Source organism: Thermatribacter velox, from assembly GCF_038396615.1.
GTDB lineage: Bacteria > Atribacterota > Atribacteria > Atribacterales > Thermatribacteraceae > Thermatribacter > Thermatribacter velox.
The window spans coordinates 154,759-179,874 of sequence record NZ_CP121689.1; the positions used below are offsets into that span (position 1 = coordinate 154,759).

Sequence of the window (25,116 nt, forward strand, 5' to 3'; positions counted from 1 at the left end):
ATGAGTTGAGCGAGAATATTCTTGAATTGCGTGGAATATCCAAATATTTTCCCGGCATCAAGGCTCTGGAGCAGGTTGATTTTGACCTTCGCAAAGGGGAAATTCACGCCCTGGTAGGTGAAAATGGTGCCGGCAAATCCACTCTTATTAAAATTATCACCGGGGTCCACCAGCCGGATACTGGGGAAATTCGGTGGGAAGGTCAGAAAGTGACTTTTCATAATCCCACTGTAGCACTCCGCTACCGAATAGCTGCAGTGTATCAGCAACCGGCTTCTTTCCCGCATCTTACCATTACGGAGAATATTTTTCTGGGCCATCCTCTGGTGAGTCCGCTTTTTAAGCGCCTTAACTGGAGGGAAATGCGCAAAAAAGCTTGGGAGCTTCTTGAATCCCTGGGTTCGGACCTCGACCCTTCAACGCCGGTAGGTTCTCTGAGTGCTGCTCAGCAGCAGATAGTGGAGATTGCCAAGGCTCTGTCAATCGATGCCCGGGTTTTGATTATGGACGAACCCACCGCGGCGCTTACCAAGCGAGAGGCTGAAGAATTATACAGAATTATGAAGCAGTTGAAGGCACGTGGTACCTCCATCATTTTTATTTCGCACCGCCTTGAGGACATTTTTGAAGTTGCTGACCGGGTAACCGTTTTGCGAGATGGGAGAAAAGTGGGGACCTGGATGGTGGACGGGGTGAGTGAGAGAGAGCTCATCCGAGCTATGGTGGGTCGAGAAATCGACCAGCTCTTCCCCAAAATTCAGGTGGAGCGAGGAGCAGAGCTTTTGCGGGTGGAAGGCTTGTCCCGGATGGGCTATTTTTCCAATGTTTCTTTCACCTTGCACACAGGAGAAATTCTGGGTATGAGCGGTCTGGTAGGTTCGGGTCGGACCGAGGTGGCTCACGCCCTGTTTGGTATTGCTCCAGCAGACCAAGGCAAAATTTTTGTGGAAGGAAAAGAAGTTACTATCCGAAGTCCTCTGGATGCCATTGCCTGTGGTATTGGGTATCTTCCTGAAGACCGCCTGCAGCAGGGGTTGTTCTTACCAATGAGCATTAATGATAATATTGCCATCATCATCCTTGATTCTCTCACCCGGCACGGTTGGCTTCAGCCAGAGCGTGAACACCAGCTTTCCTCAAAGATGCTCGAACTTTTGAAAATCAAAGCTCCTTCTATTTTCAGCCCGGTTAGTTCACTCTCAGGCGGTAACCAGCAAAAAGTTGTGGTAGCCAAACTACTTGCTGCCCGACTTAGGATTCTTATTCTGGATGAACCAACGCACGGAGTGGACGTAGGAGCTAAGGCTGCTATTCACCGTATTATGTCAGAACTTGCACAACAGGGGTTAGGGATTATCATGATTTCTTCTGAAATGCCGGAAATTCTGGGGATGAGTGACCGTATTCTGGTCATGTGTGAGGGGAGAGTAAGTGGTATCCTTGAACGTCGGGAGGCCACTCAGGAAAAGCTTATGGAAATGGCAGTGGGTGTTACTCAACTGGGTAATAGGCATCAGGTGGTGAGCGCTACAGGTGAAAGGGAGCAATAAGTCTTTTTCGGAATTTGTATTGCAAATGCGAGGTTTCAGGGAATTAGGGATTATTGTTTTTATTGTGATTATTTCTACCGTCATCGGTATGCGCAATCCCCGCTTCCTGACCTGGGGCAACCTTCACGATATGCTTATCGATACTTCAGTCCTCGCCGTGATGGCAGTGGGCATGATGCTGGTTTTGGTTACTGGAGGGATTGATCTTTCCACTGAATCGGTTCTTGCTCTGGCGGGTATGGTTTCAGGTATCCTGGTTCGAGACAATCCTCATCTCTCGCCGCCTTTAATTCTGGTTTTCGGGCTGGTTTTCGGCGCACTTTTGGGTTCGGTAACTGGTCTCATTGTGGCTAAAGGGAAAGTTCTTCCCATCATTGCCACTTTGAGCATGATGTACATCTATCGGGGTATTACCTTTATAGTGAGTGGTGGCCGTTGGGTCAGTGCTCACGAGATGCCTGAATCGTTCAAATCCATGGCGACGGGAAGGCTTTTGGGTATTTCCAACCTGATAACCATTGCTCTAATTGTGTATGTGGTCTTTTATTATTTCGTTAACCATACCCGTACGGGACGGGAAATCTATGCGGTGGGAAGCAATTTTGAGGCTGCGAAAGTCATCGGCATCAATACCACCTTTATCACCTGGCTGGTCTACGTTATTTCGGGGGCACTCTCTGGCCTGGGAGGGGTTATGTGGGTGGCCAGGTATGCCTCGGCTCAGAACGACACTGCTTCGGGCTTTGTGCTCACGGTGGTTGCTGCCTGTGTTCTGGGAGGGGTGAGCATAACCGGTGGTGTGGGAACTGTTCCCGGGGTTTTCTTGGGAGCCATAACCATTGGAATAATCAATAATGCCCTACCCATGATCAGGGTTTCTCCTTTCTGGAAGATGGCTCTTCAGGGAATAATTATCTTGGTTGCTGCGGTGGTAAATGCCCTTATTACCCGCAGTGCTGAGCGAGCGCAGCTCAGGCAGCGCGAAGAGTTGAGGAGGATGCGCTATGGAGCGTGATAAAGAATTCCTCCGCCGAGAGACGAAGTTTTTTGTCTTTCGCTGGGAATGGCTTCTCTTGGTTCTTATTGGCATTACGTTTGTGGTCAACGCCCAGCTTTCTCCACATTTTTTGCGTTATGCAAGCATTATGGACGCACTTTCGGTGTTTCTCGAGGCCGGGTTTATGGTGTTTCCCATGGTACTGGTTTTGGTTGCCGGTGAGATAGACATTTCGGTAGCCTCCATTGTCGCTCTATCTTCGGTCCTCATGGCCATGGCTCATCGAGCAGGTGTTCCCATGGCGCTTGCTATTTTTGTAGCTCTGGGAGTGGGAACCCTGTGTGGGTATTTCAACGGCCTTCTCATTTCCCGCGTACCGAATCTCTCAGCCATCATAGTAACCTTAGCTGGTTTTTCGCTTTATCGAGGTATTGCCTATATCCTGCTCGGTGATAAAGCAATCAGTGGTTTTCCGCTCTGGTATTCGTATCTGGCCTGGGGGTATGTGGGCAAGACTCACATCCCTTTTATGTTGGTAGCCTTCCTTTTGTGCGCAGTCGTGTACGGTATTTTGCTCCATCGAACTGCTTTCGGACGCAAGATATTTGCAATAGGTACCAACCGAAAGGCGGCCCTTTTTTCTGGCGTGCCGGTAGGAAAAATGCGGAGAATCCTTTTTACTCTTAACGGACTCATGGCTGGGGTGACAGCAGTTTTTCTCACTTCTAAACTGGGCAGCTCTCGGCCCAATGTGGCGACCGGTTATGAACTCGAAGTTATTGCTATTGCTGTTTTAGGGGGGGCAAACCCGGCCGGAGGTAAGGGGACTATTTTGGGAGCTTGTCTTGCACTTATTCTCATGCGCTTTTTGCGTTATGGCATGGGGCTTCGCAACGTTCCAGGTCAGGTCATGATGGTAATCATCGGTTTTGTGTTGGTCTGCGTGGTCATGTTTCCCAACCTTTTTGCTTCCAGGCGTACGCGTCAGGTGGTGTCGTAGGTTCTTATGCTGAAGAGAAGAAGTGGTTTGATTGCCGAAGAACGACGCCTTAAAATTCTGGAGTCTCTGAATACTCGCCGAACCCTTACTGTGAAGGAGTTGGCACAAACCTTTGGGGTGAGTGAAGACACTATCCGCCAGGATTTGAAATTGCTGGAGCAGCAGGGTTTATTACGCAGGATTTATGGTGGAGCTTCCCGAGTGAAGACAAGCAGTGTCGAAATCCCCCTCTCGCTTCGTGAAGTTACCAACCGCGAAATTAAGGAAGCTATTGGAAAGGAAGCTGCAAAAATCATTGAAGACGGAGATTCAGTTATCTTTGATGCCAGTACTACTGCCCTGCAGGTTGCCCGGAACATGGACCCTGACAAGAAAGTGACCATCCTTACCAGCTCACTGGATATCTGCATCAGTTTAGCTTCTAATCCTAACTTTAACATTATTGCTACTGGAGGTACCCTTCACCCACCGTCTTTTTCTTTCGTGGGACCTCAGGCAGAGGAAGCTGCGCGGAATTATTATGCTGATAAAATCTTTCTGGGAGCTCGGGCAATTCTGGTTAACGAGGGATATCTTGCCGATGTTTTTGAGCTCGAGGCAAACCTTAAGAAAGTCATGGTTAACTCTGCTTGCGAGGTTATTCTGGTTGCCGAAAGCCGGAAATTCCAGGAAGTAGCTTTTTTTAAAATCTGTGAGTTACGAAAAGTGACCAGGATATTTACTGATGAATATCTCGATTCTACTCTGGCGAAAAAACTCGAGGATATGGGGATTCAGGTGGTAAAAGTAACACTTGGTGACTTTTCTTCGGCTGCTAGGTGATGAACAACTGTTGGCAAAACGCTGATTGATGTTCTGATTATGCATTTCAGAGCTGGGACTGGCAACCGGTATTTGTTGACACCAAAACCCTTTCTGTTACAATCTATAAAGGGGGGTGATCACCTATGAAGCGTTTGGTGGTGTTTTTCCTGCTTTTGGGCCTTCTGGTGTGGACTTCGGTAGCTTTTGCAGCGGAACCGTATGAAATTGCGGTAGTAGTCAAGATTGCAGGTATTCCCTGGTTTAATCGCATGGCGGAAGGTGTAGAGCAGGCGGCAAAGGAACTCGGTGTAAACGCTTATCTTACTGGTCCGGCAACTGCTGATCCAGCACCTCAGGTTCAAATGGTCGAAGACCTGGTAACCCGTGGTGTGGATGCAGTGTGTGTAGTTCCCAACGACGCCAAAGCTCTGGTTCCAGTTTTCAACAAGGCACGGGAGCGGGGTATTGTGGTTATTACTCATGAGTCACCGTTTGAAACTGAAGCCATCGATTGGGATGTTGAAACCATCGACAGCGTAAAATACGGACAGCAGCCCATCGATGCTATTGTGGAAGAACTTAAGGAAATGGGCGAGCTTGATAAGTACACCCCTGAAAACCCGGCTGGTTTTGTAATGCTGGTGGGAAGTCTTACGGTGCCTCTTCACAATTACTGGGCTGATGTGGCGCTTGAATATGCAAAGGAAAAGTATCCTTTTCTGAAAGAACTTACTTCCCGCCTACCCACCGCCGAATCTGTTGAAGATTCTCGGGCGGCAGTTCTTGACCTGATTACTACCTATGGTGATCAACTCAAAGCAGTAATTGGTTGGGGTAGCCTGGGTCCGATTGGAGCAGCTCAAGCTGTGGCTGAAAAGGGCATGGAGGACGAAATTATCGTTGTGGGAAGCGCAATTCCCTCCACTGTTGCTCCATACCTTGCCACCGGGGCTGTGGACTGGGCACAACTCTGGGATCCCAAAGATGCTGGATACGCTATGGTTTACATTGCCAAGCAAATTCTTGATGGTGTGGAGATTAAAGAGGGGATGGAAATTCCGGGTCTTGGACCCATTAAGGTGGAAGGAAAAGTTATCAGCGTGAACCAAATCAAAATCATGCCTGATGCTGAAACTGCAGAATCTCTTGGCTTCTGAAGAAGAAACGCCGGGGTGCTTCACCCCGGCGTTTTCTTTGAGGTGAAATTTGTGTCTGCGGCTTCTTTGGTTCTTTCTCTTTCTCGCGTAAGCAAGCGGTACGGGGGTGTCGTGGCTCTCCGGGATGTGGATTTTTCAGTCCTTCGGGGTGAGGTCCACGGGCTGGTGGGAGAGAACGGCTCAGGCAAAAGCACGCTGGTGAAGATTACTACTGGCGTTGTTCAACCTGAGCCGGGAGCAGAAATTGTTGTTGAGGGGCGAAGAGTTCCCCGCCTTACTCCTTACCTTGCTTTTCACCTGGGGATCCATGTGGTGTATCAGGACCTTTCCCTCTTTCCTAACCTTTCAGTGGCTGAGAACATTTTTGCCCATGAGTATATTGAGAGGAATCAGAAGTTTGTTTCCTGGAGCGATATAGAGCGGCGGGCAAAAGAAGTATTTGAGCGAATTGGTATCAACATTGACCCCCGTGCTATCCTGGGAAGACTGCCCTTTGCTGACCAGCAGCTTGTGGCCATATGCCGGGCGATAGCGAGTGAAGCAAAGCTCATTATTCTTGATGAACCGACAGCTTCACTAACTTTTCGGGAAGTACAGCGTCTTTTTGGTTTCATCCGCGAGTTGAGGGCTCAGGGCATCGCTTTTGTTTTCATAAGCCACCGCCTGGATGAGGTGCTTGAAATAAGTGATCGGGTAACGATTCTCCGGGATGGGGTGAAAGTGGGCACTTTTCCAAAGGAGGAACTTAACAAGGCTCACCTTTCTTTTTTGATGACTGGAAAAGAAATCGCTGCTCAGTCTCTTATTGCTCCTTTAAGGAGTGAAGAAGAGATTCTCAGGATAGAAAACCTTACCCGGAGAGGTGAGTATAACGACGTTAACTTTAGCCTTCACCGAGGAGAGATTCTGGGCCTTATTGGTCCCCGGGGTTCGGGTCGAACTGAGCTTGCCTTAACCCTGTTTGGGCTCAATCCCCCTGATTCAGGCAAGATTTTCCTCGAGGGTAGGGAGGTTACTTTTCGTTCCAACCGTGATGCCATCCGGCAGGGCATTGGTTATGTGCCGGAAAACAGGCTTCTCCAGGGCCTGATTCTCGATCAACCTGTGGCTGACAACATTGTGGTGACCATTCTTGATAAGCTTGTGGAGCGCCTGGGTTTTTTACATCCGTTGAAAAAGCTTTCCGTGGCCAATAGAGCCGTTCGGGACTTTGGCATAAAAGCTCCGGCAGTAGATGCGCCAGTTCGCGCTCTCTCGGGGGGTAACCAGCAAAAAGTTGTTCTTGCCCGGTGGATTCTCACCGCTCCACGGATTCTCATTCTTGATACCCCCACCCATGGAGTTGATGTGGCAGCGAAAGAAAGCATTTACGAAGTGATCCTTACTCTTGCCAGGGATAAGAGCATTGGCATCATCTTAATTTCGGATGAGGAACATGAGGTCCTTCAAATTTGCCACCGAATTCTGGTCATGAGGGAGGGGCGTATCATTCGGGAGTATAAGCCTGGGGAAGTTACCGAAGAGGAACTTCGGAAAGAAATCGTTGGATAGAGGCGATCACTTTGCTGCAGCGTATTGCTGGTAAAACGGAAACGTATCTGGCAGGTGTTGTGGTTGCTCTTTCTGTAGTTCTTTTTCTTTTGAATCCTAAATTTCTTACTGCGGAAAACCTCTTCGATGTACTACGCAATAACTCTTTCCTGGGTATTGTAGCTTTAGGAGAACTTGTGGTTTTGATTTCTGGAGGGATTGATGTTTCCTTCACGGCCATTGCCACTGTGGCCCAATACGTCATGGGAGTCATCATCACCAGATACATGGTGGAAAGTGTCTTTCTGGCTTTTTTAATCCCCATTCCTATAGGTATAGCGCTTGGGGCTTTCAACGCTTTTTTGGTGAACCGAACCCGGGTGCACCCGGTTATCATCACCATTTCTAACCTCAACGTTTTCTACGGCCTTTTGATGGTGATCAGCAAGGGGAAGTGGATTTATGGTTTTCCAGCACCTTTTCGGGATTTTGCACGTTTGAAGGTGCTTACCCTGGTTTCTGAAAAGGGAGTGGACTACGGACTCTCTATTTTTACAGTGGTGTGGTTCCTGATTGCTTTTGCAACCTGGGTCATTTTGAAATATCTCCCCATTGGTCGGAAAGTTTACGCTCTGGGAGGAAATAGCGAAGCTGCTCGCCGAGCCGGGTTCAACATCTTTCGAATCCAGCTTTTCGTATACTGCTACATTGGTCTTCTTGCTGGCCTTGCTGGTTTTGTGCACGCAGAACTCAATCAGATGATTCAACCCAACGCTATTGTGGGTCGAGAGCTCGATGTTCTGGCAGCAGCAATCCTGGGAGGGGCAAGTGTTTTTGGTGGCGCCGGATCTCCCCTTGGGGTAGTTTTAGGCGTCCTTTTTATCGCCTTTATCAAAAATGGTCTCATTCTGGTTAGGGCTTCAGCGTACTGGCACCAGGTTATCATGGGACTCATTATTGTTCTTGCTGCCACTTTGAGTGCCTATCAGCAGAACCTTGAACAAAAAAGGAGAGGGCGGACATGACGGATAAATTGGGAAGGCGAGAAATGCAGTCTGCAGTTCTGGTAGCTGTGGTCACTTTCTTAATTGTTCTTCTAGGGATTTTGACCAGGGGGAGACTGCTTGGTTTGGAAAGCCTCCAGTCCATTGCCTTCCAGTTGCCACTTTTGGGCATTTTAACTCTTGCTCAGATAACTCCAATGCTTACCGGAGGAATTGACCTTTCCGTCATTGCTACGGCAAACCTTTGTGGAGTTGTTGCTGCCATAGGTATGACTCGAAGTGGTTTTTCAGTTCCCTTGGCCATGCTGTTTGGCCTCTCTTTTGTACTGCTTTTTGCGGTTCTCAAGGGAGTTCTCATTGCCTGGGTTAATGTTCCAGCCATTATCGCTACTTTGGGACTTATGATTTTTATTCGGGGGGTGTCCCTGGTTCTCACCAGGGGTTATGTTATTGCTGGCTTTCCAGATAGTTTTCTTTTCCTGGGAAATGGGACTATCCTGGGTATCCCCATGCCTTTTGTAATCTTTTTCATCTGTGCTTTTTCCCTGTACCTTCTTCTTACCAGGACGCGCTTTGGGACCTATGTATACCTTCTTGGTTCAAACCCTACAGCGACTCTCTTTGCTGGAGTTGACAATGCTCTGGTGCTTTTTAAAACTTACTTTCTGTCCAGCTTTCTTTCTGGCGTTGCAGGGCTGGTCATGATTTCTCGCTTCAATGCCGCCCAGGCTGATTATGGAGAATCGTATCTTCTGCTTACCGTCCTGGCCTGTGTTTTGGGAGGTGTGGATCCAGCGGGAGGATTTGGGCGTCTTCCTGGGGTGGTGGTTTCTATTGTTGTTCTCCAGGTTGTCGCTACCGGATTCAACCTTCTGGGCTTGAGTTCTCATCTTGCCAGTGCTCTGTGGGGTCTTATCTTACTGGGAGTTATCGCTGTTAACCGGATGATTGGAGGGGTTGAGGTATAAAATGGACGTTAAAAGTGTTTTTAGAAGACACCGTCAGTCTTTGGAAACAAGCAAAGGTGACTTGTAACCTGCAAGAAGAAAAATTTGGGACGGAGAAGCCTAAAAGTATTTGGGAGAAATTGGACTTATCAGATGTATCACATGATATTAAGAGGTATGAACTTAAAGATATATTTTTTGAAGGTTGATTGCCTTACCGTTTGGGAGGTGTTCTCTTGTTATGTTAATATGTTTAAAAGCGTTGTTAGCTTTCCTGTTTTTTGTGCTCTGTTCTTCCCTTGCTTTCTCGCAGAGTTTCGATGGAGAAGCAACCCTTTCCTTTTCTCCCTTTGAGGCTGAAGTAGAATCCATTTTTGAATCCGACCAAGGTGCAGCCGGTGGTATAATTTTCTACTACCTGCCTGTAAAGCGTATTGTAGTGGGATATCGGATTTCCATTGTTGAACCGTCGGAACCCTTGTCCTCGGCATACTGGACCAAGGACGTTCGTTACAATTACCCAGTCTTTTTCCGCGACTACCCCGCCCAGTACGTTCCTGATCCCAAGTACTTCTTCTACCTTCAGGCAGATCCACAAAGCTTTACCCTTCAGGGTCTTGTTCCTGGAGCTTCCTACCACGTGGTGGTAACTCCTCTTTGTATATGGCCCAAAACCCCCTATAACCTCGATGAAAGAGGGAAACCTTTCTGGTATGCTTGGCTTCCGGCAAAAACCTTTGGCTGGGTCTACACCGATGGTTCTGGTTGGGGGTTAGTGATGAGTGGGGGCGAAGATGGGGAGAAGAAACGCGGATACTTCGAAGTCCAAAGTATTGTTTTTGAAGGGATTGTGCAGGCTAAAAAGCACTCCACCCCAGGTGGGCAGCACTCACCGATATAGAGTATCTTTAGCTCTTTTCTCTGGTTTTTAGAAAATTTTTGATTTGCAAGAAGATCGATCTGGCTAAGAACTTCCTGGAAGAGTTGCTTGAGCACCGTCCCTTTCCAATAAAAGCCATATCGGTGGATGGGGGGAAGTGAGTTTTATGGTGAATTTGAAGAAGCCTGCAAAGAGAAGAACCTCAAACTGTTGGTGCTTCCTCATCACTCCCCCAAACTCGATGGAATGGTGGAGAGACTGAACCACACTTTCTGGGAGGAGTTCTGGAACTACTATGACGATGCGATTGAACTGGAAACCATGCAGTTTCACTTAGAAAGGTAAATGAAGTAGTATAATAAAAAAGCCACACTGGGGTTTAGGAAGAAGAGCCTGGAGATATTTAGAAGAGACTGGACTTATTAGGTGCCCCCGCATGATATTAGCTTAAACATGTTGTTGACAGGAAACCGCTTTTGGGGTATATTTTGCTTGTGAAGGTAGGTCCGTAGCTCGAATGGCTAGAGCACCGGACTCCAAATCCGGGGGTTGCAGGTTCGAATCCTGCCGGGCCTGCCAGAATTCATGAGGCTTCCAGCGAATGACTTCCTTGCGAAAATTCCAATAGGGAAACCTTGCAAAAAGCCAGCCTTTTAAGGTTTATTTCATTTTTGGCACTTTCTTTTTTCTTGGTTTACACTTTTGGTAGAAATTACCTTTCCCACGGTGGTTGTAGCTTTGAAAGAGCGCAACCGGAATTTTTGTAACAAAAGAGTTTCTTATTTACGATGTGGCCCAAAACATAAGCAAAACCAGCTTTTTCTTGAAGCTGATTTCGTGGCTTTATAATAAAGCTATGGTGAAAACAAGGAGGAGGAAGTAACATGAGACTGTACGGCATTTTAGTGCTGTTAGTAGTGATGATGCTGTTCACGATAACTGCATAACAGCTTTTGCGCAAGCGGATCTTTCACTTCTTCTTCCGAGGGAATATCCTGTTCCCGAATGGGTTAAGCCTGGTCTTGTGCTGATCTATCAGCAAGAAGGCGGTTCTCGGTCGATTGGGGCAAGCGCCGCTTCGGGAAGTGGTTTCAGGATCAATGTTGTCACGAACCTGGAAAACAGTGAGGTATGGGGAATCGAATTCCTTGTTCTCACCAACCTTTCCACTTATCAGATAATGGTTCAACCCTTTAAGGTGATGCCACTTTTGGTGTTCCTGCATCCCGATGCGATCCAGGATTTACTTAATCAGGCTGACGTGCTTGCCCAACAGGGCATTGTAGTAAGAGGTGGTGCTGTCTCAGAGAACTCCATCTGGGTAGGCATAGAAGAGGATGTTTCTTCTACGGACATTTGGATGTCAACTGAGGGGCTCGTTCAAAGATTTCAGTACCTTACCAGACAGCATGAAGGGTCAGGTGTGGTGTACAGTCAATACTTAAAACATCTATACATTGACTGGCCCAGAGTCAATGAATTTCCCCTTGTTGCTCAAGAAAGTCATACTTACGACATTTACATTACTTCCTACGGGGTCACCTCGCCTGCAGGAAGTGGCAGCTATGAACTTTCAAGCGTTCAAGGTGAAATCGCCAGATACAGGGTTGTGCAGTTCTACTCTGGTATGTCCTTACCTTCAGAAGAAGTAATGGGTGTTCCCTCGTTTGGGCCTTTCTACGTGCATCCGGAACTCTTGAAAAAAAGATGTAATTCTGGAGATTCCAGAAATCGCTTTGGTTTGGCAGAACGAACAGAGTGAGTACGGCGTAGATTCTGTTATCTATTTCAACAGTCAGGAGTGTTTCAGAGCGTCTTTTGACGAGAGCGGACTCCTCGTGAGGGCACAATACCTTTACGGGGGTTTTGTTATAATGGCGGAACTCGTTGAGTGAGGAGAAACGCCAAAAACGAATACAATTGGGTAAATTTATTTCACTCAGTGCTATATCAAAAACGGAGGGATAAAGCATGAAACCCTTGATAGTTTATTACAGTTGGTCTGGCAACACGCGCAAGATAGCCAGGTTGATTCGAGAATTAACTGAGGGAGAAATCGTCGAGCTGATTCCTGAGATGCCTTACCCCTCGTCTTACAGAGAAACTACTGAGCAGGCGAGAAAAGAGATAAAGGCAGGCTACAAACCAGGCTACAAACCTCCCTTGAAAACGAAAATTGAAGGTGTCGAGGAATACGACGTCATTTTTCTTGGAACACCAAATTGGTGGGGAGCGGTGGCACCACCTGTGGCTACTTTTCTTTCCCAGTACGCGCTCTCTGGAAAAAAGATTGCGCCTTTCATAACTCATGGTGGCGGTGGGAAGCAGAGAGTGGTAGAGGACATAAAAAGGCTGTGCCCGGATGCAGCGGTTTTGGAAGAATTGGTTGTCTATGATGTGGAGGAAGTGAGTTGAGTGAAAAAGTTTCCCGTTGGGTAGCGACGATTTTGAAGTGAAAAGAGTTATGAAACATACGGATTGGTATGGTAACGGTTGACGGGCTTTGAAAGTTGTTTCCAGCAAAGCAGCACAATCTGAGTTAGTTTTTTAAGGCCCTGTTCGTTTTTTTTCGGGGATAGAACCTGCCAATGGAAAGAATGTGTACAGTAACGCTCATGGCTATAAGGATTAGAGTGATCCGGACCCAGGTTTTGGAGACCACAACGTAGGAAGTCGCTATTGTAGCCCACAAAACAGCAATGGTTAAAAATTTTGCTTTTAATGGAATGTTTCCTTCGCGGTAATTCTTAATGTAGTTTCCAAACCGCTTATTGTTGAGGAGCCAGTGGTAAAATCTTGGTGACCCTCTGGCGTAGCATGCTGTAGCCAGAAGAAGAAAAGGCGTGGTGGGCAAAAGGGGTAAGAGTATACCAGCAATCCCGAGCCCCACAAAAAATGTTCCTGCAATAATCAGAAGAGTTCTAACGAGTTTAGAGCGTGCTTTATTTATCTCCTCAGAAGAAAAACCAGGAAGCTGAGCATTTTTAGCTTCTTTCATAACGAAAAAAATAATACTGGAGAGAAAAAGGATATGCAAGAAATTGGGCAGATTGCGGTAGTTTAAGAATTGTGTTTCCCTTGGTAGATTTTCTAAATTTAGATTTAGAAAATTTAAAGTTAAAAAATTTATATTTGGTATTCTATGATATACTATACAAAGGGGTAGTAAAAATGTTTATTAATCGGGAAAAGGAATGTGAGTTTCTGAAGCGAAAGCTTTCAAGCAATAAGGCGGAGTTGCTTGTTATATATGGAAGACGCCGCGTGGGGAAAACTTTTCTTCTTCAAAATTGCCTTGAAAAAGCTTTATTTTTCACTGCAGACCTTTCAAGCAGCATTCACCTGATGAATCGTTTTTTGGATGAGATAAAAAGCATTCTGGCGCTTCCGTCTACCTTGCGAATTTCTTCTTGGGATGAATTCTTTGGATTTTTAAAGAACGTGTTTGAAGCTAAAAGAGATTTAAAAGTGGTTGTTTTTGATGAGTTCCAGTATATTCCCATGCGTGATGAAAGTTTTACGAGCGTTCTTCAAAGGTGGTGGGATGAGATTTTTTCGAAATTAGGAGTTAAGATGATTCTTTGTGGTTCGTATATCGGAATGATCGAAAAAATTGTACTCACAAGGAACAGCCCCATCTATGGTAGAAGGACAGGACAATATCAGGTACTACCTCTCGACTTTTTTGAATCTGTAAAATTTTTGAATTTTGAGTCTACAAGGGATTTTGTGAAGGCGTACAGTGTCACCGATGGGATTCCTCTCTATCTCCTTGAATTTTCTGGTTACAGGGATTTTTATACGGCTTTAACAGAAAAAGTCCTCACTGCCGGTGAGTATCTGGTTGAGGAAGGAAAATTTCTGACTCTTGAAGAATTTAAGGATCCTTCCAACTATTATTCGATACTTCAATCAATAGCTCAAGGCAAAACGGTACCCAGTGAAATTGCAGATATTTCTGGCGTGGATTACAAAAGCATCGGCATGTATCTTTCGAGACTGATGGAATTGAAGTTCGTAAATAAGGAGTTCCCATTTTTTATTAACAGAAAACCGAAACGCAAACCTCATTATTACCTGTCTGACGAGTATTTAAGGTTTTATTTCAGATACATTTATCCAAACCAAGAATTAATATATAGGAATCTGAAAGAAGAAGCGCTGCGAAGAATAACTGCTACCCTGGATCAACACGTTTCTTTCACTTTTGAAAAGGTAGCTCGCCAATATTTAATCAAAAGAGAGGGAGTGGAGAAAGTTGGTAGATGGTGGAATAAAGAAATAGAGATTGATGTAGTGGCTATTAAGGGAAAAACACTTTATGTGGGTAAATGTAAATGGACAAATAAAAGAGTGGACATTCGTGTTTTGAACAAGCTTAGAAGTAAAGTTCCATACCTTCTGAAAGATCTTCAGGTGAGCGATTTTTCGATAATATACTACCTTTTCTCAAAAAGTGGCTTTGAAAATCTGGAAGAAAGCGATGAAGTAAAGCTAATAGACCTTGAGAGGTTGTTTCTGGTAAACCAATAAAGTGTCTTGAAAATAGGCATTATATTTAAAGTTTCTCCATTTCTGAACACTGTAGTTGAATTTATCAAAACTTTTACTCTATAGTAACATACCAGTTGTTCTGGGCCGACCAGGCAGCAAGGAACTGAGAAATAGGATAGGTATTGTTCTTTCCATTAACCTTACCCGGGTCGTTGACGTATATGGTGGAATCGTCTATGCCCACGGCTACCATAGCGTGCTTGGCTCCACCTGCCGGGTTCATGTTGGAGTATACGGCAACCAGGACGGGTTTGCCCTCAAAAAGCAGCTTACGAAGTACTTCCAGGTTACCCATGCCTATTCTGGTTGGAACTCCTTCGTGTTCTAACCAGGCACGAATCTGGAACACATTGGTGTAATCCCCATTTCCACCATTCAAAGGAAGACCAAATCGGTTATGAAGCCACTGATCAGCCTCGATAATATCTTCTGGAGTCGGGGTGCTGCCAAAGTAATACGCTTTAATCATAACTGCCGAAGCCACGCCGCAGTTTCGAGTGTTGGACCAGTCGCCAGGTGGAACCTGGGGAAGAAAAGGAACATCCAGAAGAACCCGGGAAGCGGTGTTTTCCAGAAACCTTCCTGTGGGAAGGGATGTACTGCCATCCAGAGGGATATTAAAAGTTGTGGAGCAACCAGCTACAAGCAAAACTACTACTAAACCTGCAATAAAACCTAATAGGGTTAACCTTTTTTTCATTGCCCTTCACCTCCCGTTTGGGCTTTTCCCCTCCAGGAAGTGAGGGCGCTTCGCAAGCTCCACAAAAATAAGGAGACTTGGCAGCTCAGCCACCTTAGCGCTCTTTGCGCTTTAGGCCCGAAGCTTTGCGCCCTCTCCTTTCGGAGAGTTTGCCCTTTCATTCTCCTGAAAAAAATCCTTTCGATTTTAAAGGTTCAAAAGAAAATCTGTTCTTTCAACTTTTGCCTTCATTACAATATATCGGCAAAAAGTAAAAAAACTTTAGGGGTGTAAGAGGAATTTTTTTAAAAATTTTAAAGGGTATCCAGATTTTTTGAATTATCTTTTTCTTACTTCCTCATTGGTTTGCAAAAAAAGTTTGTTTCAAAGAAAATACTTTCAAATGAGGTTTTTACGGCTTTTGGCTCTTTTAGAGAAATGGGGTGAGCGCAAATGGAGCGAGAAACCAGGGGAACCAAACTGCTCAGAGGAGACCCCAGGAAAGCCATTGTGAAACTTTCTATTCCCATGATGTTTGCGATGCTGGTACAGACCATTTACAACCTGGCAGACGGCATCTGGGTAGCCGGGCTTGGACCTCAGGCCCTGGCTGCGATAGGTCTGGTTTTCCCCCTCTTTATGATCGTCATTGCGCTGGCTGCTGGTGTTGGGGTTGGTGCAAGTTCTGTGGTGGCGCAAAAAATCGGCGAGAAAAACAAAGCAGGTGCTGACACTGCCGCTTCTCTTTCCATGGTTTTGTCCGTTATCATTGGTGTGATCGCTACTTTTTTACTTTTTCCGAGCATAGGTTCTATTCTCAAGTTTGCAGGTGCAAGTGGCGAAACACTCGATTTTGCCATGGGTTACGCCACGGTGCTGATTTATGCTATTACTCTCTTGATGTTCAACAACGTAGCCAACGGTGTTTTAAGGGGCGAAGGCGACGCTAAAAGGCCTATGTTTGCCATCGCTACAGGATCGCTTCTGAACATTGCACTGGATCCCGTTTTCATTTATGTGCTGGGCTTGGGAGTAAAAGGTGCTGCCTATGCGACGGTTTTATCCATAGCCATTTCCACCTTACTGATTGCGTACTGGCTGTATTTTAAAAAGGATACTTATGTAACCTTTCGCTACCGGTGGGATTCAAACATTTTAAGACAAATTTTGCGAATAGGTATTCCTGCATCGCTGGCTCAAATCAGCATGTCGGTGGCAATCTACGTACTTAATGTATTTGCGGTAAAAGCAGGTGGCGATTACGGAGTAGCAGTTTTTACCAGTGCTTGGAGGGTTATCAATTTCGGCACGGTTCCCCTTATTGGCATGGCGATGGCTGTTACCTCAGTCACCGGTGCAGCGTTTGGGGAAAAGAACGGAGGAAAACTAGAGACAGCGTACCTTTACGCTGTGAAGCTGGGTTTGCTTATAGGAGTTGTCGTAACGCTGGTTATTCTGGCGCTGGCACCTTTCATCGGGAGGGTCTTTACTTATTCAGAAGCGGGTGCAAGCATCTACGATGATTTGGTGAAAGCTCTACGTTTGCTTAGCCTTTTTCTGGCGGGAGTTCCCTTTGGGATGTTTACTTCTTCAATGTTCCAGGGGATTGGTCGGGGTGAGAAAAGCCTGGTCGTTACCGTTATGAGAACCATCATCATGCAGGTACTCTTTTCCTGGCTTTTTGTGTTCACCATGGAAATGGGGCTTGTGGGAGTATGGGCAGGAATAGTGGTAGGAAATGCTACTTCTGCCTGTATCACCTTTGTCTGGGGCAGATTTACAGTAAACAAGTTAAAGCAAGACTTTGAGTACTTACATGCGTCGTCATAATTTTTAGAGATATGGGGGAGTGCGAGGGGGCAGTAATCCCCCTCAATTTATTGAGGGGATACACGGACCCCCTCACCCTAGCATTTACAGCGGGACAGGTTTCTAGTGATACTATCAGTCGGTATATCGAAGCTCAAAAAATAGAAGAAGGATGCGAATGAGTGCCTCTAATCACACTCAAAGCCCAAATCCATGCGGACCCGCAGACTGAAGCTGTTCTGAAGGATGCCATGTTTTGTGCCACCAAGGTCTACAACGGGCTTTTGTGGCATCTGCGGAAAGAGTACAAAGAAACCGGAAGGGTAAATATTTCTCGGAAGAACCTCAACCGCATTTTAAAGGAGCTACCCAGGGCCAAAGGGTACTACTCGGTGTCAGTGCAACTCACCCGGGACGAAGTACGGGAAGCATACAAGTCTTTCTTTGCCCTCAAGAAAAAGGGTCTCACGCAGCATGGGGCTCCCGGCTTCCGCCGTAAGGGTCAGCTTTCGCCACTTAAGTACGTGCAGAGCGGCTTCAAAGTGAAAGGGGATAAAGTTACATTGAGTCTGGGTAGCGGCCGGGAAGACGGGGTAAGAGAAGTCACCTTCCGGATATCTCACCGTCCTGGCGTGGAGTACGAACGGGTGCGGGAACTTTCCATTACCTACGACAAGGTTTCCAGGCGAATAGAGGCCCGTCTGGTGGTGGAAGTTAAGGTTCGTGAGAACAACGGGACGGGGAGGGTAGCGGTGGACCTTGGGGAGACGGTTCTCATGGCCTGTGCCTTTGATGATGGCACAGTAATGCTCTACTCTGGCAGGCAGATCAAAACCATAAGACGGTACTGGCAGAAGGTACGGGCCAGTCTTAAGCAGAACTCACGGAGGTGGGAGGAGATAACACACCGGGAAAGAAGACAGGTGGAGCACTTACTGCACATAGCCACCGCTCATTTTATTGGGGAGTGCATGCGGCGGGGTGTAAAAGAAATAGCTATAGGGGACCTTAACGGAATCCGAGAGAGCGTTGACTATGGAAAGTGGCTGAACCAGCGGTTGCATGCCTGGCCGTACCGGAAGCTGATCAACATGCTGAGATATAAAGGTGCCCTAGTGGGGGTCACAATCCGTGACGATGTAGAAGAGAAGAGCACCTCCATTGCCTGTCACGCCTGCGGGAAGGTTATGCCTTCCAACCGGAGATATCGGGGTTTGTATATATGTCCCTGTGGGTGGAGGGCACAGGCGGATGTAAATGGTGCCCTGAACATCTTCGAGAGGGTGCATCAGGTATCTCCCGTGAAGGGGAGTAGTGGCCGAGTGGCGCGGCCCGCGGTCGTGTCATACCTCTTGGGATGGCACGGCGTCGCCGAACCGAAGCGCGAGGGTAAACCTTTGCGCACATCCGCTTGAGGATGCCCCTCAATTTATTGAGGGGAGGACGTCACGTTGTTGCGAATTTTACTCTTTTCTTACGGAGCGTAGTGGTATATGTGGAAGTTTTTCAGAGCCTAGCTGGTTTCTCCTGGTTGCAAATAGCGTTATGATAAAGACGCGTGAAAACCTCTGCGGAAAGGATGAAGAGCATGTCTTCTAAAAACATTAAAGTAGGAATCATTGGCTTTGGTGGTATTGGGGAGCGTCATTTTCTAAGTTTGCGCCACTTTGCCCCTGATGTTCAGGTGGAGGCCGTTTGTGATCCAGACGAGGCCCGTTTGGAAAAGGCAAAACGCGAATACCAGGTTCCGCACCTCACTACAAGCGCTGACGAGATTTTTGCGCTGCCTCTTCAGGCGCTGATAATTGCAACTCCTAACGCTACCCATTATCCCTTGGTTAAGCGGGCTTTGCTTTCTGAAAAGCATGTTTTATGTGAGAAACCCTTCACCATGAACGCAGAAGAGGCAAAGGAGCTCTATCGACTGGCAAAAGAGAGAAACTTGGTCAACATGGTTGCTTTTTCGTACCGTTTTGTCCCGGCAGTTCGGATGCTTCGGGATATTCTGCGCAAAAATAAACTGGGAAGAATTTACCACCTGCGTTGCCACTACCTCCAGAGTTGGCTTTCTTCGCCTTCAGCTCCTTATAGCTGGCGGCTTGACGTCCGGGAGGCAGGGAGTGGAGTTCTGGGTGATCTGGGTTCTCATGTTTTTGACCTGGTCGAGTTTCTCACCGGATCAAAAATTCTGCGGGTTAAGGCTTACGCCAGGACTTTCGTTTCCGAAAGGAAGGACCCTGTTTCGGGAGAGAAAAAGAAGGTTACTGTGGACGATGCGGTAAGTGTATGGGGTGAAGTGGAAGGGGGAGCCTTTTTGACTGCGGAAATGTCCCGCTGTGCAACGGGTCGGGGTAATGCCCTGACTGTGGAGGTAAACGGTGAGCAGGGTGGCTTCCTGGTTGATGTTGAAAAACCCCAGGAAATTCTCGCCTGTCCGGCATTGATGACTGAATATACCTACTTTCGGAGCAATTTTGCTCTCTTTCCATGTCCGCCTCATTTTGGCTCTTTCGATCATTACTATTTTCAGACCGAAGCTTTTGTGAGAGCCCTGCGGGGAGAAGTGGTTGAAATCCCATCTTTTGGAGATGGTTTCCGCAATCAGGCAATCCTTGATCGCTGTATAGCTTCAATTTCTGAGGGTACCTGGCAGGAATGTTGAGGTAATTTTGTGATTTCTCAGAATCTGCGGGCGTGAGAAGGTATCGTTTAAGCATATTTGTCAGGGGATTGCGTGAACCCGTTGTATAATTAGGCAAGGAACTCCCTGATGCATCGTATTGCTGTTGAGGTGGGCGCATCAGGCTGTTTATGGGCTCATGGGTGTTGTTTGAGCTTGGGCAAGTAGGAAACTCTTATTACAAAGAATAATTCAGCCTGGCGAAAAGATTGGCGTGGTTTGGTGATAATTGGGGTACGTATTTGGATGGAGATTCAAAAGGCTTGGGGGGAAGATTGATGAGTATATTTGATTCATATTCGATGGAATATGATGAATGGTACGACAAAAATAGATTAGCTTATTTATCCGAAATAGAGGCATTGAAACAGGTAGTTCCCAGGGGAGGCAAAGGACTTGAGATTGGTGTTGGCACCGGAAGGTTTGCAGTACCCCTGGGCGTTTCTTTCGGTGTTGATCCGTCAGAGAAGATGCTTGAGATTGCTAAAGAGCGTGGTGTAAAAGCGTTTTTGGGCAAGGGCGAACAGCTACCATTTGGGGAAGCGGAGTTTGACTTTGTCTTGATGGTAGTTACTTTGTGTTTTGTAGACAATCCCGATTTGGTATTGTCAGAATCGAGAAGGGTGCTTAGGGACGGTGGAAAGATAATCATTGGCATCGTGGATAAAAATAGTTATCTGGGAAGGCTTTATCAACAAAAAAAGCAGCAGGGACACAAGTTTTACGAAAAGGCAAATTTTTATTCAGTAGATGAAGTTATAGGTTTACTGAAAAGACACAACTTCGATGAAATTGTTACCTATCAAACCATTTTCCAGCCCTTGGAAGAACTTAAGGAAGTGGAAAAGCCAGAAAAGGGGTATGGAAAAGGGAGTTTCGTGGTGATATGCGGAAGAAAAGGTTGAAATACGTTTATGGGCCGGTTGCTTCCTGGAGATTGGGAAGCTCTTTGGGAATAGATCCTTTGTCTTGCAAAGATAAAATTTGCACATTTGATTGTATTTATTGCCAATTAGGGGAGACTCATTTTTTCAGTTCAGAAAGAAAGATTTATGTTTCCACCGAAAATCTTCTGGAAGAGATTTCTTCTTTGCCCGAAATAGGAATCGACTATATAACCTTTTCCGGTAGAGGCGAGCCTACCCTGGCGAAAAATCTGGGAGAAATGATAAAGTCCGTAAAGAAAGTGCGGAGAGAAAAAGTTGCGGTTATCACAAATTCTTCTTTAATGGATAGAGAAGATGTTGTGAAAGATCTATTGCTGGCTGATTTTGTAATGGCTAAATTAGATGCTTTTTCTCAGGGGTCGTTGGAAGCGATAAATAAGCCAATGAAAGAGATAAACTTTGACGCAATTTTTAATGGTATAAAGAAATTCAGGTCTTTATATAGAGGAAGGCTCGCTTTGCAGATAATGTTTGTAGAAGAAAATAAAGATGATGCCGAGAAGTTGTCTGAACTTGCGAGAGAGATTAATCCTGATGAAGTTCAGATTAACACGCCGCTAAGGCCTTGCAAAGTAAAACCGTTGTCGAGGGAAGAGATTCAGCGGGTGAAAAGCTATTTTGAAGGAATGAACATCGTTTCTGTCTACGATGTCGAGAAAAAAGCGGTCCAACCAATCAGTGCTGAAGATACCCTGAGAAGAAGGGGTAAAATTTATTCCTGAAAGTGCTTCAGTGAGTTGATTGGTTGCACGCCTATTTATGAATACCGGTGTGAAGACTGGGGAAGGATAACCGAGTTTCTCAAAGGCGTTGGAAAGAGTGAAGTGGAAGCTTAAACGCTGTGGCAGCGAGCGACTGAGCAAGATGCCTTCTGGTGTCCTTTTGTATTCGGTGGTAATCTTTTTAGCTCGCAAAGTGACAGAACCTGTTGTGGCAGAGAGGAGAGGTGCAAAAAACCACCATGTTTAGGTGGTGGTAGCTGCGTAAGGTGAATGAAAACAGGAAAATTTTCTTTCACTCTTTTGGCTTTGCTGGTAGCGGGTAAAAGGGTTGCATTTCGCCCTGTTCGAGTTGTCTTCAGCAGCGTTATTTTATTGCTATCTCAAAAAAGGCAGGGTTCATAAAAGAGGCTTTTTAAATTGTTAAACTGTAATGGTGAGTGCTATGTTTACAAACACTTTAACTACAACAGGCGCTGATTCCTATAAAAGAGCAGTTTTGCTTTCCATCACGCTGGGTTCTTTTCTCACTCCCTTTATGGGTTCTTCTATCAACGTGGCCCTTCCCGCCATTGGAAAAGAATTTGCCATGGACGCAGTTTTGCTGGGCTGGATTCCCACAGCATACCTTTTGGCTGCAGCAGTGTTTATGGTTCCTTCGGGAAGGTTGGCTGATATATATGGGAGAAAGAAGATTTTTACCTGTGGTGTGCTGATTTATACCATCGCTTCTTTTCTCGCAGCAGTTTCTAATTCTCCTTTTTTGCTTATCGCCTTTCGAGTACTCCAGGGAACAGGTGGGGCAATGATATTCAGTACTGGAGTGGCCATTCTGACTTCGGTTTTTCCACCAGGAGAGCGGGGTAGAGCCCTGGGGATAAACACGGCGACCGTGTATCTGGGCCTTTCCTTAGGACCCTTTCTGGGAGGACTTCTGACCCAGTACCTGGGTTGGAGAAGCCTTTTCTGGCTGAACGTTGTCCTGGGTCTTTTGGTCATTGTTTTTACCCTGTGGAAGCTTAAGGATGAGTGGGCAGAAGCCCGGGGAGAAAAATTTGATTTTCTGGGTTCGTTGATTTATGCCTGTTTCCTGGTGGCATTGATATATGGCTTTTCTCTCCTTCCGGATACTTCTGGAGCCTGGTTGGTCCTGGCTGGTTCTTTGGGCTTTTTGGTGTTTGTGGTGTGGGAGATGAAGGTAGCTCACCCTGTTTTGGACGTGAATCTTTTCAGGAACAACACAGTGTTTGCTTTTTCCAATCTGGCAGCACTGATTAACTACAGTGCTACTGCCGCTTTGACCTTTCTTTTGAGCCTGTATCTCCAGTACATAAAAGGCTTCAATCCCCAGGGTGCAGGTTTAATCCTTGTAGCCCAGCCTGCGGTCATGGCCATCTTTTCGCCTTTTGCAGGCCGAATTTCTGATCGGGTTGAACCCCGAGTGGTGGCTTCAATGGGTATGGCCTTTACCGCTTTGGGGCTTTTCCTTTTTGCTTTTCTGGGCAATGCCACAGATCTTACTTTCATTGTGGCCAGCTTGCTGCTCCTGGGCTTTGGGTTTGCGCTTTTTTCCTCTCCCAACACCAATGCCATCATGAGTTCCGTTGAAAAAAAGTTCTACGGGGTGGCATCGGCCACTCTGGCTACCATGCGGCTTGTGGGGCAGATGCTCAGCATGGGAATTGCCATGTTGATTTTTGCAGTATTTATGGGAAGAGTCCAGATCACACCTGAACGCTATCCACTCTTTTTGACAAGTGTTAAAGTTGCTTTTATGGTTTTTGCCTCTCTTTGTGTTTTGGGTATATTTGCCTCTCTCGCCCGGGGCAACCTGCATGGTGGAGCTTGATACACTGTGGTTCTTTCTCTTTTACCGGTGCAGTTTTTTATCTTTTGAAAAACCGGGTTAGCAAATCTTATAGCCTGTTCTTTTTCTTGAGATAGGCTGCGCAGTAATCAATGGTGGCCCCTATCGCAGAATAGGGAGATACGTACGTAAAGGAATCTTCTTTGATGGTGGAAGGTATGCTGAACTTTGCTTTGCCAATCTCTTTTCCTTGCGGATTGTAGTAGCGCTCTTCTATGGCGAGGTAACCGTAGTTTTCGGGATTGAGGTAGACTTTTAAGATGGCATATTCTACATCGTAGTCATCGAGCAACCTTATTGTGTACTCGGTTCCGTCCTCTGTTTTGTAGCTGGCTTCGTCTGGCCAGGGTTCTTTGTTTGCGCAGGCAATTGCTTTGAAAAGCCTTTCTATCAGCTTTTTGGAATCTGTTCCCAGAACTCGCTTTATCTGGGTTTTGATAATTTTGAACTTGGTGAGGCTGATAACTTCAACAAACGATTTGTCAACGAAGAAGGTGTCTTCACTGTAGGTGCGGGCTACCATTTTCCATTCTGCAGGGAACGCTATACCCGATGCCATCAGCAGGATGATAACGCATAAAAGCATCAATAACTTTTTCTTGGCAGACACGCTGCATCTCTCCTTTCCTGATTTCTGTGATTGACACAAACTGAACGCTTTAGGTGGTGCTTTTATTGAGCATTTTGGCGTTTTAAGAGAAAAATCACTTTTTCGTTTGCCCTTCTTCTTTGATAGCAATTTTCCATTTACCGAGAGCATTTACCTGGAGATAGTAACTGCCTCCTTGAGGCTGGTATGATGAGCCACGTTTAGCATTGCCCAGAATGTCCACGTAATCTCCATCTTTGGTGCAAATGGTTATCATGAAAAAATTCCCTTCTGCTTGCCACTCGATAACCCACGCTCCGGTAACGGTGAAAGGTCTTGTGTTCTGGATACCTTCCCCCTCAAACACGATTTGGTCAGAGGTGACCGTTTGCTGTTCGGTTATTTCTGGGGGTTGCAGAAGTTTTTCTAATTCTGCAACTCGTTGTTCGAGCTGTTCAATGCGAGTAAGAAGCTCTTCTGTGGTTACCGCGTAAGCAGAGGAAAAGGTTATCAGCGTAAAGCACACAAAAAGCAAAAAACTGGCTAAGCGACGCATATAAACACCTCCTGCAAAGGTTTTTTTTAGGCAAGCTTCCACTCGCCGTAAACCTTCTCAAAGAGAATTAAGAAACGAGTTTCGCAGTCAGTTTTAAAGTACCACCCGTTGTAGTAGAAGTCTTTGCAAAAGTCGTGGTACATGGAGATCATGTTGACGTTGATGTATTCGTGGCCGTAAATGTCTGTTACTGTGTAGAAAACGTATGCGAATGGGTATTCTATACTGAGCCTCCAGAGGTCATTTGTATAATCGAACATGATTCCTCCTGGTTTGCAGTAAGATAGGGCTAAGGCAAAATTATTTGCGTTGAGGGCCTGATACCAGGCAAGGAGAAGGTTTTCGCAGATTTGAAAGTCGTTACTTGCTATGGTGAAAGTGGTGGTTGAAGTACTGCAACCAACAAGAGAAAATATGCCCATAACTGTTATTAAAATAAGCGCAAGAAGAACTTTACGATCGAACAATGTTCTCCTCTCCTTTTTGATGATTTGGGTTCATTATTGATTGTAAGTTTACGCAACGTCATTTAGTGTCGCCGTGATAAAAAATCGGTTTTTTCTGGTTCAAAAATTTTTGAAAGATCTGACGAATGAAGATTGGCTTGGAAGTTTTTACTTTTGAGTAAGTTGCTTGGGGTGGATAAGGAAGCTTTGGCTTGGGATTTCGAAGGCTCTTCCTTGTCTTCAGTTGGTATTAAACAAAATCTTGTTTGCTGACTGAGTATGTTTTTGATAAATTGGGTATAATTGCCTGGGAAGAAGATTTGCAAAGTAGAGCGCTGCCCATATTGGTAAAAACGTGATGGCAGTTTTGGCATTTTGGATTACAGCTTTTTGGTGAGGAG

The 25,116-nt window shown here is 46.0% G+C and carries 25 protein-coding genes, 1 tRNA gene and 1 riboswitch; of the genes, 20 read left to right on the forward strand and 6 right to left on the reverse strand.

Features of this window, described 5'->3' with window-relative positions; genetic code table 11:
- The first annotated feature begins 5 nt into the window (after positions 1-5).
- The 13 genes from QBE54_RS00815 (at position 6) to QBE54_RS00875 (ending at position 12,284) form a co-directional block, all read left to right on the forward strand.
- Positions 6-1,550, forward strand: coding sequence for a sugar ABC transporter ATP-binding protein (locus QBE54_RS00815; protein ID WP_369019369.1), 1,545 nt, complete (start codon positions 6-8; stop codon positions 1,548-1,550).
- A 25-nt stretch (positions 1,551-1,575) separates the two neighbouring features.
- Complete coding sequence (locus QBE54_RS00820; protein ID WP_369018465.1) at positions 1,576-2,565, forward strand: ABC transporter permease; 990 nt, start codon at positions 1,576-1,578, stop codon at positions 2,563-2,565.
- The gene (locus QBE54_RS00825) at positions 2,555-3,547 is read left to right on the forward strand and encodes an ABC transporter permease (RefSeq protein WP_369018466.1); all 993 of its coding nucleotides are present in this window, start codon (positions 2,555-2,557) and stop codon (positions 3,545-3,547) included. The genes QBE54_RS00820 and QBE54_RS00825 overlap by 11 nt, the downstream gene beginning before the upstream one ends.
- 6 nt (positions 3,548-3,553) lie before the next feature.
- Entirely contained in the window at positions 3,554-4,369 is an 816-nt protein-coding gene (locus QBE54_RS00830) for a DeoR/GlpR family DNA-binding transcription regulator (RefSeq protein WP_369018467.1), read from the forward strand.
- 125 nt (positions 4,370-4,494) lie between these two features.
- A complete protein-coding gene (locus QBE54_RS00835) occupies positions 4,495-5,508 on the forward strand; it encodes a substrate-binding domain-containing protein (protein ID WP_369018468.1) in 1,014 nt (337 codons plus the stop codon).
- Between the two features lie 42 nt (positions 5,509-5,550).
- On the forward strand, positions 5,551-7,059 hold the full coding sequence (locus tag QBE54_RS00840; RefSeq protein ID WP_369018469.1) for a sugar ABC transporter ATP-binding protein: 1,509 nt from the start codon (positions 5,551-5,553) through the stop codon (positions 7,057-7,059).
- A gap of 11 nt (positions 7,060-7,070) precedes the next feature.
- Positions 7,071-8,063: an ABC transporter permease gene (locus QBE54_RS00845; protein ID WP_369018470.1), complete on the forward strand. Its 993-nt coding sequence runs from the start codon at positions 7,071-7,073 to the stop codon at positions 8,061-8,063.
- Complete coding sequence (locus QBE54_RS00850) at positions 8,060-9,010, forward strand: ABC transporter permease (protein ID WP_369018471.1); 951 nt, start codon at positions 8,060-8,062, stop codon at positions 9,008-9,010. Before QBE54_RS00845 ends, QBE54_RS00850 begins: the two co-directional genes overlap by 4 nt.
- Positions 9,011-9,230: 220 nt before the next feature.
- Entirely contained in the window at positions 9,231-9,890 is a 660-nt protein-coding gene (locus tag QBE54_RS00855) for a hypothetical protein (RefSeq protein ID WP_369018472.1), read from the forward strand.
- A gap of 126 nt (positions 9,891-10,016) precedes the next feature.
- Positions 10,017-10,214, forward strand: coding sequence for a hypothetical protein (locus tag QBE54_RS00860; RefSeq protein WP_369018473.1), 198 nt, complete (start codon positions 10,017-10,019; stop codon positions 10,212-10,214).
- Between the two features lie 157 nt (positions 10,215-10,371).
- Positions 10,372-10,448 (forward strand) — tRNA-Trp (locus tag QBE54_RS00865).
- A gap of 445 nt (positions 10,449-10,893) precedes the next feature.
- Positions 10,894-11,631 (forward strand): hypothetical protein, encoded by a 738-nt coding sequence (locus QBE54_RS00870; protein WP_369018474.1) that lies wholly within the window; start codon positions 10,894-10,896, stop codon positions 11,629-11,631.
- A gap of 209 nt (positions 11,632-11,840) precedes the next feature.
- Positions 11,841-12,284 (forward strand): flavodoxin, encoded by a 444-nt coding sequence (locus QBE54_RS00875; RefSeq protein WP_369018475.1) that lies wholly within the window; start codon positions 11,841-11,843, stop codon positions 12,282-12,284.
- Between the two features lie 124 nt (positions 12,285-12,408).
- On the opposite strand, the gene QBE54_RS00880 is transcribed toward QBE54_RS00875, so the two are convergent.
- Positions 12,409-12,867: a YbaN family protein gene (locus QBE54_RS00880; RefSeq protein WP_369018476.1), complete on the reverse strand. Its 459-nt coding sequence runs from the start codon at positions 12,865-12,867 to the stop codon at positions 12,409-12,411.
- Between the two features lie 80 nt (positions 12,868-12,947).
- Between QBE54_RS00880 and QBE54_RS00885 the strand changes: the two genes are divergently transcribed.
- A complete protein-coding gene (locus tag QBE54_RS00885; protein WP_369018477.1) occupies positions 12,948-14,402 on the forward strand; it encodes an ATP-binding protein in 1,455 nt (484 codons plus the stop codon).
- 73 nt (positions 14,403-14,475) lie between these two features.
- On the opposite strand, the gene QBE54_RS00890 is transcribed toward QBE54_RS00885, so the two are convergent.
- The gene (locus QBE54_RS00890) at positions 14,476-15,123 is read right to left on the reverse strand and encodes a C39 family peptidase (protein WP_369018478.1); all 648 of its coding nucleotides are present in this window, start codon (positions 15,121-15,123) and stop codon (positions 14,476-14,478) included.
- A gap of 76 nt (positions 15,124-15,199) precedes the next feature.
- A riboswitch (cyclic di-GMP riboswitch) is annotated at positions 15,200-15,287 on the reverse strand.
- A gap of 268 nt (positions 15,288-15,555) precedes the next feature.
- On the opposite strand from QBE54_RS00890, the gene QBE54_RS00895 reads away from it, so the two are divergent.
- The 6 genes from QBE54_RS00895 to QBE54_RS00920 all read left to right on the forward strand — a co-directional run bounded on the left by QBE54_RS00895 (position 15,556) and on the right by QBE54_RS00920 (position 23,106).
- Positions 15,556-16,932, forward strand: coding sequence for an MATE family efflux transporter (locus QBE54_RS00895; protein ID WP_369018479.1), 1,377 nt, complete (start codon positions 15,556-15,558; stop codon positions 16,930-16,932).
- A 161-nt stretch (positions 16,933-17,093) separates the two neighbouring features.
- Entirely contained in the window at positions 17,094-18,326 is a 1,233-nt protein-coding gene (locus QBE54_RS00900; RefSeq protein WP_369018480.1) for an RNA-guided endonuclease InsQ/TnpB family protein, read from the forward strand.
- 173 nt (positions 18,327-18,499) lie between these two features.
- Complete coding sequence (locus QBE54_RS00905; protein WP_369018481.1) at positions 18,500-19,573, forward strand: Gfo/Idh/MocA family protein; 1,074 nt, start codon at positions 18,500-18,502, stop codon at positions 19,571-19,573.
- Between the two features lie 296 nt (positions 19,574-19,869).
- Positions 19,870-20,496 carry a class I SAM-dependent methyltransferase gene (locus QBE54_RS00910; protein ID WP_369018482.1) on the forward strand — a complete coding sequence of 209 codons (627 nt, stop codon included), beginning with the start codon at positions 19,870-19,872 and terminating at the stop codon, positions 20,494-20,496.
- Positions 20,478-21,260 carry a radical SAM protein gene (locus tag QBE54_RS00915; protein ID WP_369018483.1) on the forward strand — a complete coding sequence of 261 codons (783 nt, stop codon included), beginning with the start codon at positions 20,478-20,480 and terminating at the stop codon, positions 21,258-21,260. The genes QBE54_RS00910 and QBE54_RS00915 overlap by 19 nt, the downstream gene beginning before the upstream one ends.
- 430 nt (positions 21,261-21,690) lie before the next feature.
- The gene (locus QBE54_RS00920) at positions 21,691-23,106 is read left to right on the forward strand and encodes an MFS transporter (protein WP_369018484.1); all 1,416 of its coding nucleotides are present in this window, start codon (positions 21,691-21,693) and stop codon (positions 23,104-23,106) included.
- Between the two features lie 67 nt (positions 23,107-23,173).
- Here the strand turns inward: QBE54_RS00920 and QBE54_RS00925 are convergent, their stop codons facing one another.
- The 4 genes from QBE54_RS00925 to QBE54_RS00940 form a co-directional block, all read right to left on the reverse strand.
- Positions 23,174-23,734 (reverse strand): hypothetical protein, encoded by a 561-nt coding sequence (locus tag QBE54_RS00925; protein ID WP_369018485.1) that lies wholly within the window; start codon positions 23,732-23,734, stop codon positions 23,174-23,176.
- 94 nt (positions 23,735-23,828) lie between these two features.
- Positions 23,829-24,269: a hypothetical protein gene (locus QBE54_RS00930; protein WP_369018486.1), complete on the reverse strand. Its 441-nt coding sequence runs from the start codon at positions 24,267-24,269 to the stop codon at positions 23,829-23,831.
- Positions 24,270-24,295: 26 nt separating this feature from the next.
- Positions 24,296-24,736: a hypothetical protein gene (locus tag QBE54_RS00935; protein ID WP_369018487.1), complete on the reverse strand. Its 441-nt coding sequence runs from the start codon at positions 24,734-24,736 to the stop codon at positions 24,296-24,298.
- Between the two features lie 62 nt (positions 24,737-24,798).
- Positions 24,799-25,089 carry a hypothetical protein gene (locus tag QBE54_RS00940; RefSeq protein ID WP_369018488.1) on the reverse strand — a complete coding sequence of 97 codons (291 nt, stop codon included), beginning with the start codon at positions 25,087-25,089 and terminating at the stop codon, positions 24,799-24,801.
- Between the last annotated feature and the right edge of the window lie 27 nt (positions 25,090-25,116).

Coding starts and splice junctions, on each gene's coding strand:
- QBE54_RS00820 (WP_369018465.1), top strand. CDS start 1,576: ATGCGAGGTTTCAGGGAATTAGGGATTATTGTTTTTATTGTGATTATT.
- QBE54_RS00825 (WP_369018466.1), top strand. CDS start 2,555: ATGGAGCGTGATAAAGAATTCCTCCGCCGAGAGACGAAGTTTTTTGTC.
- QBE54_RS00830 (WP_369018467.1), top strand. CDS start 3,554: ATGCTGAAGAGAAGAAGTGGTTTGATTGCCGAAGAACGACGCCTTAAA.
- QBE54_RS00835 (WP_369018468.1), top strand. CDS start 4,495: ATGAAGCGTTTGGTGGTGTTTTTCCTGCTTTTGGGCCTTCTGGTGTGG.
- QBE54_RS00850 (WP_369018471.1), top strand. CDS start 8,060: ATGACGGATAAATTGGGAAGGCGAGAAATGCAGTCTGCAGTTCTGGTA.
- QBE54_RS00855 (WP_369018472.1), top strand. CDS start 9,231: ATGTTAATATGTTTAAAAGCGTTGTTAGCTTTCCTGTTTTTTGTGCTC.
- QBE54_RS00860 (WP_369018473.1), top strand. CDS start 10,017: ATGGGGGGAAGTGAGTTTTATGGTGAATTTGAAGAAGCCTGCAAAGAG.
- QBE54_RS00875 (WP_369018475.1), top strand. CDS start 11,841: ATGAAACCCTTGATAGTTTATTACAGTTGGTCTGGCAACACGCGCAAG.
- QBE54_RS00880 (WP_369018476.1), bottom strand. CDS start 12,867: ATGAAAGAAGCTAAAAATGCTCAGCTTCCTGGTTTTTCTTCTGAGGAG.
- QBE54_RS00890 (WP_369018478.1), bottom strand. CDS start 15,123: ATGAAAAAAAGGTTAACCCTATTAGGTTTTATTGCAGGTTTAGTAGTA.
- QBE54_RS00895 (WP_369018479.1), top strand. CDS start 15,556: ATGGAGCGAGAAACCAGGGGAACCAAACTGCTCAGAGGAGACCCCAGG.
- QBE54_RS00905 (WP_369018481.1), top strand. CDS start 18,500: ATGTCTTCTAAAAACATTAAAGTAGGAATCATTGGCTTTGGTGGTATT.
- QBE54_RS00910 (WP_369018482.1), top strand. CDS start 19,870: ATGAGTATATTTGATTCATATTCGATGGAATATGATGAATGGTACGAC.
- QBE54_RS00915 (WP_369018483.1), top strand. CDS start 20,478: ATGCGGAAGAAAAGGTTGAAATACGTTTATGGGCCGGTTGCTTCCTGG.
- QBE54_RS00920 (WP_369018484.1), top strand. CDS start 21,691: ATGGTGAGTGCTATGTTTACAAACACTTTAACTACAACAGGCGCTGAT.
- QBE54_RS00930 (WP_369018486.1), bottom strand. CDS start 24,269: ATGCGTCGCTTAGCCAGTTTTTTGCTTTTTGTGTGCTTTACGCTGATA.
- QBE54_RS00940 (WP_369018488.1), bottom strand. CDS start 25,089: ATGCCAAAACTGCCATCACGTTTTTACCAATATGGGCAGCGCTCTACT.